12 protein-coding genes are annotated in these 8,815 nt (G+C 60.5%); 4 read left to right on the top strand and 8 right to left on the bottom strand.

Annotated features, from left to right (window positions below):
* Window positions 1–149: 149 nt before the first annotated feature.
* Genes D1646_RS08510 through ruvC form a run of 7 tightly spaced genes read right to left on the bottom strand, consistent with a single transcriptional unit; the run spans window position 150 to window position 4,264 of the window.
* The gene (locus tag D1646_RS08510; protein ID WP_160636050.1) at window positions 150–530 is read right to left on the bottom strand and encodes a DUF5655 domain-containing protein; all 381 of its coding nucleotides are present in this window, start codon (window positions 528–530) and stop codon (window positions 150–152) included.
* 3 nt (window positions 531–533) lie between these two features.
* The gene (locus tag D1646_RS08505; protein ID WP_160636049.1) at window positions 534–998 is read right to left on the bottom strand and encodes a GNAT family N-acetyltransferase; all 465 of its coding nucleotides are present in this window, start codon (window positions 996–998) and stop codon (window positions 534–536) included.
* 10 nt (window positions 999–1,008) lie between these two features.
* Window positions 1,009–2,073, bottom strand: coding sequence for a Holliday junction branch migration DNA helicase RuvB (gene ruvB / locus D1646_RS08500; protein ID WP_160636048.1), 1,065 nt, complete (start codon window positions 2,071–2,073; stop codon window positions 1,009–1,011).
* Window positions 2,074–2,091: 18 nt separating this feature from the next.
* Entirely contained in the window at window positions 2,092–2,424 is a 333-nt protein-coding gene (locus tag D1646_RS08495; protein ID WP_160636047.1) for a DUF6054 family protein, read from the bottom strand.
* Between the two features lie 8 nt (window positions 2,425–2,432).
* Window positions 2,433–3,086, bottom strand: coding sequence for a suppressor of fused domain protein (locus tag D1646_RS08490; RefSeq protein WP_160636046.1), 654 nt, complete (start codon window positions 3,084–3,086; stop codon window positions 2,433–2,435).
* 19 nt (window positions 3,087–3,105) lie between these two features.
* A complete protein-coding gene (ruvA, locus tag D1646_RS08485; protein WP_160636045.1) occupies window positions 3,106–3,714 on the bottom strand; it encodes a Holliday junction branch migration protein RuvA in 609 nt (202 codons plus the stop codon).
* A gap of 28 nt (window positions 3,715–3,742) precedes the next feature.
* Window positions 3,743–4,264, bottom strand: a complete 522-nt coding sequence (gene ruvC, locus D1646_RS08480; protein WP_160636044.1) for a crossover junction endodeoxyribonuclease RuvC — start codon at window positions 4,262–4,264, stop codon at window positions 3,743–3,745.
* A 130-nt stretch (window positions 4,265–4,394) separates the two neighbouring features.
* Here ruvC and D1646_RS08475 point away from each other — a divergent pair, with 130 nt between their 5' ends.
* From D1646_RS08475 to D1646_RS08460, 4 genes are all read left to right on the top strand, one after another.
* Window positions 4,395–4,910 (top strand): sigma-70 family RNA polymerase sigma factor, encoded by a 516-nt coding sequence (locus tag D1646_RS08475; RefSeq protein ID WP_243154087.1) that lies wholly within the window; start codon window positions 4,395–4,397, stop codon window positions 4,908–4,910.
* Window positions 4,891–6,183, top strand: a complete 1,293-nt coding sequence (locus D1646_RS08470) for a hypothetical protein (RefSeq protein WP_160636043.1) — start codon at window positions 4,891–4,893, stop codon at window positions 6,181–6,183. Before D1646_RS08475 ends, D1646_RS08470 begins: the two co-directional genes overlap by 20 nt.
* A 102-nt stretch (window positions 6,184–6,285) precedes the next feature.
* Window positions 6,286–6,828 carry a nitroreductase family protein gene (locus D1646_RS08465; RefSeq protein ID WP_160636042.1) on the top strand — a complete coding sequence of 181 codons (543 nt, stop codon included), beginning with the start codon at window positions 6,286–6,288 and terminating at the stop codon, window positions 6,826–6,828.
* A gap of 25 nt (window positions 6,829–6,853) precedes the next feature.
* Window positions 6,854–8,269, top strand: a complete 1,416-nt coding sequence (locus tag D1646_RS08460) for an MATE family efflux transporter (protein ID WP_243154086.1) — start codon at window positions 6,854–6,856, stop codon at window positions 8,267–8,269.
* Window positions 8,270–8,350: 81 nt separating this feature from the next.
* Here the strand turns inward: D1646_RS08460 and D1646_RS08455 are convergent.
* Window positions 8,351–8,815 (bottom strand): DUF4368 domain-containing protein (locus D1646_RS08455; protein WP_160636040.1); only part of this gene is annotated, 465 nt, incomplete at its 5' end.

Here is an 8,815-nt window from a genome sequence, read left to right as displayed (position 1 = left end):
TTCCTAAGACAATCCCCCGCCCTCGCTTCGCTCGGGCACCCCCTTTCAAAAGGGGGCAAGCGGCTGCGCCGCTTGTGCGCTCCTGCGTTTGCGTAGGGTGGGACGACATCGGCCCGCTCCACAAATGGCAGGCAGCCAAAGGCTAATTTCTATCGCTTTGCCGCCGCAAAGTCATAGGCCTCCCGGACCCAGGCCATCAGCTCGTCGTCGATCTCCTCCACAGAGCCAACGACCAGATGGTGGGTCCATCTTCCAGGATATGGCTCGCTGGCCTGGTCTATGCGTGGGGACACCGCCCGGCGGTTCAGACCCAGGGTTATGGTGAGGTAGGGCTCGGGCCGATCCTTGGACCTTCTGGCCTTGAGGAAGGACACCGCCCCGAACACCCGCCGGTTTTTCAGCGTGATCTGGGTCTTTTGGGGCTGGATGACCACGCCTTCCAGCTCCGACAGAAGCCGTTCCTCAAAGGCCCTGTAAAGGGGAATCGCCTGCGGGTGTTCATTGAAAAAGAACATGGTATCCTGGTCCATGGCTCACTCCTCCTTCAGACGTTTTTCCATCACATCCCACACCAGCACACAGCCGCTGTCTGTCACTTCCCTCTGGTGCGCCACCGTACGGTACCCCCGGCGCTCATAGAGGAGGACGGCAGGGAGAGAGGCGTCCACTTGAACGGTATCATGCGCCGCCCCAACGGCCTTCTCCAGCCGGTCCAGAATATAACGCCCATATCCTCTGCCCTGGTACTCCGGCAGGACAAACACCCTGGAGATATGCCCCTCCTCCTGGCTGCCCGTGCCCACCAGCTTCCCGGCATCCAGCATAACGTTCACCTGTCCAGCCTCCACGGCGGCGGCGATCCGCTCCGGGCTGTGCCACTCCAGGAAGTAGTCCACGACCCCCTGGGGGTAGTATTTGGGGTAGACGGCCCGAATGGTCTCCCCCACCAGGGATATGACAGCAGGAACGTCCGTCCGGCACGCCTTTCGGTACTCCATAGTATCTACCTCACAGACTCAGCTGGTCCAGCCCGCCGGCGCCGCCGGGGACGGTCAGGCCCAGATGCTGGTAAGCCTTGGGGGTCACGCACCGGCCCCGGGGAGTCCTGGTCAAAAAGCCCAGCTGCATCAGGTAGGGCTCGTACACGTCTTCCAGGGTCACCGATTCCTCGTTAATGGTGGCGGCCAGGGTCTCCAGCCCCACCGGTCCCCCCCGGTAGTTGTCGATAATGGAGCGCAGCATTCGGTGGTCGATGGAGTCCAGGCCGAGATGATCGATCTCCAAGGCGGTGAGGGCCTCGTCGGCCACCTTTTTGGTGATAACGCCCCCCGCCCGCACCTGGGCGAAGTCCCGCACCCGGCGGAGCATCCGGTTGGCAATGCGGGGGGTCCCCCGGGAGCGGCGGGCAATCTCCATGGCGCCTTCGGACTCAATAGGCACCTCCAAAATCCCGGCGGAGCGGGTCACGATCCAGCTCAGCTCCTCCGGGGAGTACAGCTCCAGCCGCAGCGTAACCCCGAACCGGTCCCGCAGAGGGGCTGACAGCTGCCCCGCCCGGGTCGTGGCCCCAATCAGGGTAAATTTTGGCAGGTCCAGCCGGATAGAGTTGGCCGAGGGGCCCTTGCCGATGATAATATCAATGGCGTAGTCCTCCATAGCGGGGTAGAGGATTTCCTCCACCGACCGGTTCAGCCGGTGGATCTCGTCCACAAAGAGGATGTCGTTTTCATTTAAATTGGTAAGCAGCGCCGCCAGGTCCCCCGCCTTCTCAATGGCCGGGCCGGAGGTGATGCGCACGTTGACCCCCATTTCGTTGGCGATAATGCCGCTGAGGGTCGTCTTGCCCAGCCCCGGGGGACCGTGGAGCAGCACGTGGTCCAGGGGCTCGCTGCGCATTTTCGCCGCCTGGATGAAGACCTCCAGATTGCCCTTGGCCTTCTCCTGGCCGATGTACTCCCGCAGAGTCTTGGGCCGCAGGGAATATTCCCCCTCGTCCTCCTTGGTCAGGGAGGTGGTCACCAGGGGTTCCAGCTCCTCCGGCTCAAAGCCGCCGCCGGAAAAATCAATACTCAAAATTTCACTTCCTTTGTCTTACCACCGCTGAACCAGCTCCCGCAGCTTGTCCAGAAAGGATTCCTCGCCCCAGGTGTTGATCTTCATCCAGACACCCCGGCTGCCCCCGGCAGTAATGCCCGACAGGTGAATCGTTTCCCCGTCTCCCACCAGGGTCAGGGTCATGGACAGCCGGTTGCCGCCGGCAAAGCTGTACCGCTCGTAGACCCGGACGGTGACCCGCACGCCGGCGCTCTGAAAATAGCTCTCCCCCTCAAAGCTGGCGGAGGCGCTTCCGTTGAGGATGCCCTCGTGCAGGTACCGCAGAGCCTGGTCGTAGTCCCCCCGAAGGGTACACTCATATGTCGCCATAATTCCTCCTAAATTACGCTGTCCCGGGTGTAATCGGTGAGGTCGCCAATCTTCTCCACCAACTCCCGGACCCGGAGCTTCCCCTCCATAATGGCTTTCAGCTCTGCGTCGGTGGCCCCAATGAGCTTGACAAAGTCCACCTTGCCGTTGGGAGTTTCGATGGTGCCCGCCTCGTCCAGGGCGGTGACAAAGCCGGTGAGCCTGGATTTCTGGCCCACGTCAAAGCCCAGCTCCTGGCCGGTATAGATGTACTCGTTGGGGAAAAACTGCTCCCCCTTCTCAAAGGTGAGCCGGGCCAGGTCGTTGAAGATGCCCACAACGCACTGCTGCTCGGCCATCTCATCCCCCATCCCCTCCTTGCGCAGCTTCAGGGTGAACTCCAGGCCATAGCCGCTGTACTCCGGGTCGCTCCCCTCCTTCTCGTAGAGGTCGGACAGACCGTAGGTAACAAAGTGGAAATAGTCTCCGCCGTCGTAGGCGCTGACCCCCTGGAGCGGGTCGGGACCTCCCAGCCGCCAGGGAATGAGGCAGCCAAAGTGGCGGGGATTGTCCTGGCCGGGGTACATCCGGTCAAAGGTATCGCTGATGGCGTCCCAACCCGGGGCAGGGTACTCCCCCCTGTCCTCCTGCTTCTGGACCATTTTCTTTTCCTCTTCTGTCATGACGGCGGCTCCTTTCCTCTTATGCTTTCACCATCTTTTTCAGCGCTTCCTTGATAATCTGCTCCAACGTCAGGCTGTCCAGGTCGATCCCCTTCAGAGCGGCGTTGATCTCCCCCTGGGAGTAGCCCAGCACGGCCAGGGCGGCGGTGGCCTCAGACAGCTTGTTCTCCGGGATGACGGTGACCCCGCTGCCGCCGTAGCTCTCCCCGGAGGCGCTGATGGTCTGCCCCTTGGCCAGCTTATCCTTCAGCTCCAAAATCACCCGCTGGGCAATCTTTTTGCCCACACCAGGGACGCAGGTGAGGGCTTTCTCGTCCCCGGTGATGATGGACAGGGCCAGATTGGCCGGGGTGCTGGCGGACAGGATGGACAGCGCCGCCTTGGGCCCCACGCCGGAGACGGAGATCAGCTGTCGGAACAGCCGCAGCTCCTCCGCCGTGGCAAAGCCGTACAGGTCCGCTCCGTCCTCCCGGACATTCAAATAGGTAAAGAGCTTTCCTTTGTCCCCCTTCTTCAGTCCGGAGAGGGTATAGCTGGTGGTGCGGCAGGCGTAGCCCACCCCGCCGCAGTCGATAACCGTCAGATAGGGCTCGATGTGGGCCACCGTGCCGTTGAGATAGTAAAACAAATTGGATTCCTCCTCCGCAAAAGGTCGATCAACGCGTGTCGTATTTTTCCGGGTCAAAGATCCGCTCTGTATTCAGCAGACTGGTGGCAGAGCGGGCGTGGCAGATGGCAATGGCCAAAGCGTCGGCGGCATCGTCGGGCCGGGGCACCTCCCGCATAGACAGCAGCCGCTGGGTCATCAGCATCACCTGCCGCTTGTCTGCTCCGCCGTAACCGGCGACAGCCTGCTTCACCTGCATGGGGGTGTACTCGAAGATGGGGACCCCCAGCTTCTCCGCCGCCAGCAAAATCACCCCCCGCCCGTGGGCCACCGAAATGCCGGTGGTGATATTTTTGGAAAAAAACAGCTCCTCCACCGCCATCTCGTCGGGATGAAAGGTGTGGATCAGCTCCTCCATGTCATTGGAAATTTGCAGCAGCCGGTGGGAGAGCGGGATGCCCGGCGGCGTGGTAATGACCCCATAGCGCAGCAGAGTGTTTTTTTGCCGCTCCGCCCGGATAACTCCAAAGCCGATGGTGGCCACCCCGGGGTCGATGCCTAATATAATCATGCGCTCCTCCTCTGCCCACAATAATACATGGTAAGTATAGCACAAGTCTGGTAAAATGGGAAGAAAGTTTTTCGGCCCTGTGACAATTTCCCCCGCTGCTTTGAGTTACAGGTGAAAGGAGGTCTTGCCTATGGAAGCTCTGCCGCTGCGCGCGGGCGGTGGGATGGAGGAAATCATTGACCGCTATCAAAATATGGTGTACGGCCTGGCGCTGACCCGGACGGGCTGCCGCGCCGACGCCGACGACGTGTTTCAGGAGGTATTCCTGGCCTACTGCCAGTGCGGAAAGACCTTCCGGGACGAGGAGCACCGGAAAGCCTGGCTGCTGCGCACCACCATCAACCAGTGCCGGCGGGTTACCTCCTCCAGCTGGAGGAAAAAGACCGTCCCCTTGTCGGAGCGTGAGGACGCCCCGGTCCAGTTTCAGGAGCCCGAGGAGAACCGGGTGTGGGAGGCGCTGCAAAATCTGGCCGGGGACTACCGCCTGCCCATCTATCTGTTCTATTTCCAGGAGCTGTCAACCCAGGAAATCGCCAAAATTCTGGCCATCCGCCCGGGAACCGTCCGAATGCGGCTGACCCGGGGACGGGAACAGCTCCGGGATGCGCTGAAAGGAGACTATTTTGATGAATCAGGAACTGTTTGATTCCATGAACCGGCAGATGACCCCCTCCCCCCAGCTCCGGGCGACCCTGTCTGAAAAGCTGGCCCGGCCGGGGAAGAGACCTTCACCTCTCCGCAGGTACGTAGCCCTCGCCGCCTGCGCTGCCCTGGTGCTGTGCGCCTATCCTGCCTACCGGGCACTGCGTCCCAAGCAGGAGCTTGACCTCAGCTGCCTGCACAGCTATGTGGCAGTGGAGGGACTGGACAGCTATCATCTCGACATCATGGAAAATGCCGCCGTCACTGGCGGCGGTGAGGAGAGAGAGCTGGATGGGGACATGTCCCCCCGGGAACTGGCGCAGGCTTTGCTGGAGGGGCCCTACACCCAAGAAGAGGTTGAGGAGTACCTGTCCATCGGTTACCAGATGACCTGGGCCAAGTGGCGAATGTTCATCGATCTGCAGAGGAACAGCGGGGAGGACGAGCCCTTCACCCTGGACGCCCTGAAGGCCTTCTCCCAGAAGGAGCTGGCCCCTCCCTCCGCCTCCAACACCGGCGTTCTGCCTGCCGGGACCTATATCGGCGATGCTCCTTCCCAGGAGGAGGCGACCCGGGCCTACAACAAGCTGGCTCCCTATATCAGACCCAATCCCGACTGGTATGGCGGGGCCTATATCGACGACACCGGCACGCTGATCGTCTGTCTGGTGGAGAGCCAGGACCCCGGAGACAAATCTCTGGAGTTGAAGGTCCTGGACTGGACGGACAACGGCAGGGTTGCGTTCAGCTCCTGCAAATACTCCCTGGCCTATCTCCACGACCTCCAGGACAAGGTGGTCGATGCCATGCAGAAGCTGGGGCTGTTCAGCGGCTGCGGCACCATGGAATCCAAAAACTGTCTGGAGCTCACCCTCACCTCTGTCACCGACGAGGCGCTGGCCCTCCTGGCCCGGCTGGACCCCGATGACGACGCCATCTATGTGCAGGTGGGCCAGCGGGTCAGCCTCGAAGACTTCCAGGGCGAGGATGTGGGCACCGACAGCGCAAAGACAGAGGACCCGGCGGTCCACCACACCATGCCCGGCGGTGTCACCGTTCCCGACACCCCCATTTCCGAGGGGAACGACCCTATTGCCGAGGAACCCATCTATAAAGGGGCCGACTATGACCTGGAGCAGCTCCCCGACAAGCTGCCCGGGGAGGAGCGGCCCGCCGATACGGTTCAGTCCGTCCCCCAGGAGGACGGCAGCGCATCCACCTCAAGTTTTGATCCAAATTCCGGTTTTTCTCCCCCTTTCAGCGGCTCCCAGTCTTGACAAGCGCCCCGGTTTGGGCTAACATAGCAATATTCTGAATGGTAAAAGGGGCGGCTGTCATGGCCGCCCCTAAAAACCGCAAACAAAATTGGAGGAATCACTATGGACACCCAGACCTGTATCCAGACCCGGCGCAGTCACCGGACATTCACAGAGGAGGCGGTCACTCACCAGGAGATCGAGAAAATCGTCGCCCTGGCCGCTTACGCCCCCAGCTGGAAGAACACCCAGATCAGCCGCTACATCGCCATTGAGGACAAGGCGGTCCGGGAGGAGATTGTGGAGCGGTTCTGTCTTCCCGGCTCCAACAATCCGGCTATCATCCGCTCCTGCCCCGTGCTCATCGCCCAGACCTTTATCAAAAACCGCTGCGGCTATGAGCGGGACGGCTCCCTCACCACCGACCGGGGCGAGGGCTGGCAGTACTACGACTGCGGCATTGCGGCCCAGACCTTCTGCCTGGCCGCCCACGACCTGGGGCTGGCCACCGTCATTATGGGCGTCTTTGACCGCAAGGGCCTCCAGGAATACCTGGACATTCCCCAGGACCAGGAGCTGATGGCCCTCATCGCGCTGGGGCGCCCCGCTGACGACCCCGCCGCCCCCAGGCGCAAGGATGTGGAGACCCTCCTCTCCTACCGGTAAGCGGACTCCGGAGGGAAATGGGAAATTGAAAAAAACACATCGTATCGATATGTGCAGCGGCACACTGGCAGACAAAATTTTGATTTTTGCCCTGCCGCTGATGGCCTCCAGCCTGCTCCAGCTGCTGTTCAACGCGGCGGACGTGGTAGTGGTAGGCCGGTTTGCCGGAAAAGAGGCGTTGGCGGCAGTGGGCTCCAACACCTCCCTCATCAATCTGATGATTAACCTATTTGTGGGCCTGTCGGTGGGCACCAATGTGGTGGTGGCCCGGGACCTGGGCGCGGGGCGGCACGATAACGTGAGCCGCAGCGTCCACACCGCCATAACCCTGGCCCTGGCCAGCGGCGTGGCTATGATGATATTTGGTGTGGTGATGGTCCGCCAGCTGCTGGAGTGGATGTCTTCCCCCTCCGACGTCATCGACCTGGCCACCATCTATCTGCGAATTTATTTCTTCGGAATGCCTGCCAACCTCACCTATAACTTCGGCGCGGCTATCCTTCGAGCCCAGGGGGATACCCAGCGGCCCCTGTACTACCTCACCGCCGCCGGAGTGGTGAACGTCATCCTCAACCTGATCCTTGTCATCGCGCTGCGCATGGACGTGGCCGGGGTTGCCCTGGCTACCATCATCGCCCAGTACATCTCCGCCGCCCTGGTGGTGCGGTGCCTCATGTCGGAGCAGGGGCCCCTGCATCTGGACCTGAGGCGGCTTGGGCTGGACAAAAAGGTGGTCATTCAGATTTTAAGGGTGGGCCTGCCTGCCGGATTTCAGGGAGTTGTCTTCTCCCTGTCCAACGTAGTCATCCAGTCCTCCCTCAACTCCTTTAACGATCCGGTGCTGGTGGCCGCTTCTGCCGCCGGCTCCAACATTGAGGGCTTTGTCTACGTCACCATGAACGCCTTCCACCAGGCGGCCATCTCCTTTGTGGGTCAGAACTACGGCGCCGGAAAATGTGACCGGGTGGACAAGGTGGCCCGGCTGTGCGTTCTGTTCGCCGTACTCTTCGGCCTGGTTCTGGGCAATCTGGTCTACCTCTTCGGCGGACCGCTGGCCTCCGTCTACGCCCCCGGAGAGCCCGATGTGGTGCAGCAGGCCCTGGTGCGGATGCGCTACATAAGCTGTCCCTATTTTATCTGCGGCATCATGGAGGTTTTTGTGGGCGTACTCCGGGGGCTGGGAAGTTCTGTCATCCCCATGTTCACCTCCATCATGGGCGCCTGCGTTTTGCGGCTGGTCTGGGTTGCCACCGTGTTCCCCGTCTACCGAACCCCCGCCTGTCTGTACATCTCCTACCCTGTCACTTGGACCATTACCGCCCTGTTCCACCTTCTCTTCCTCATGCTTATTGTGCGCAAGCGGGCCTTTGCCAAGGTGCAGAACACCGGTCCCGCCTATCTGGCCACCGAGGGACATCACCCGGAGCCAGCCAAAAAGTAAATCTCTTCTGCCATAATAAATATCCCCCGGCGAATGCGGCGGTGACGTAAGAAAACATTTTAAGCGAGGGTCGGTGTGGCGTTAAGCTGCGCCGACTTTCGCAATATTTTTGTCTTGGGCAGTTTGGGATTGCTCCCGCGCTTCCTCAAAATCAAACGCACCAATGAAGTTATAGACGATTTCAATTTCCCGGATTTTCACCCGCTTCTGCTGTTCGTCGGTCGTGTAGGTTTCGGACACCCTGATCTGTTCCACAAACTCACGCAGGATAGTGGCGTCAAGCTGGGTCATGTCCGTGTACTTCTTCACCACAGAAATGAACTTCCTGACGTTGGTTTTCTTCTGCTCCTGCTGTTTCACTTCCCGTCCCAGGGTTTCCACGACAGCCTTTAACTGTTCCTGCTCCTGCTCGTAGTCACGGGACAACTTGATAAACCGATCATCGGACAGCTTGCCGGAAATGTTGTCCTCATACAGCTTTTTCACAAGCCCGTCAAGCTCTTTATGCCGCTTCTGTGCCTTGCTGATTTTCTGCTTACATTCCTT

The organism is Pseudoflavonifractor sp. 60 (assembly GCF_009911645.1).
Lineage (GTDB): Bacteria > Bacillota > Clostridia > Oscillospirales > Oscillospiraceae > Lawsonibacter.
Note: the sequence above shows the minus strand (reverse complement) of the source record. Positions and strands in the feature narration are given on the sequence as shown.

Excerpts from the sequence above, each read along its gene's own strand:
- D1646_RS08495 (WP_160636047.1), bottom strand. The coding sequence starts at position 2,424 with ATGGCGACATATGAGTGTACCCTTCGGGGGGACTACGACCAGGCTCTG.
- D1646_RS08490 (WP_160636046.1), bottom strand. The coding sequence starts at position 3,086 with ATGACAGAAGAGGAAAAGAAAATGGTCCAGAAGCAGGAGGACAGGGGG.
- D1646_RS08505 (WP_160636049.1), bottom strand. The coding sequence starts at position 998 with ATGGAGTACCGAAAGGCGTGCCGGACGGACGTTCCTGCTGTCATATCC.
- ruvC (WP_160636044.1), bottom strand. The coding sequence starts at position 4,264 with ATGATTATATTAGGCATCGACCCCGGGGTGGCCACCATCGGCTTTGGA.
- D1646_RS08475 (WP_243154087.1), top strand. The coding sequence starts at position 4,395 with ATGGAAGCTCTGCCGCTGCGCGCGGGCGGTGGGATGGAGGAAATCATT.
- D1646_RS08510 (WP_160636050.1), bottom strand. The coding sequence starts at position 530 with ATGGACCAGGATACCATGTTCTTTTTCAATGAACACCCGCAGGCGATT.
- D1646_RS08465 (WP_160636042.1), top strand. The coding sequence starts at position 6,286 with ATGGACACCCAGACCTGTATCCAGACCCGGCGCAGTCACCGGACATTC.
- D1646_RS08470 (WP_160636043.1), top strand. The coding sequence starts at position 4,891 with ATGAATCAGGAACTGTTTGATTCCATGAACCGGCAGATGACCCCCTCC.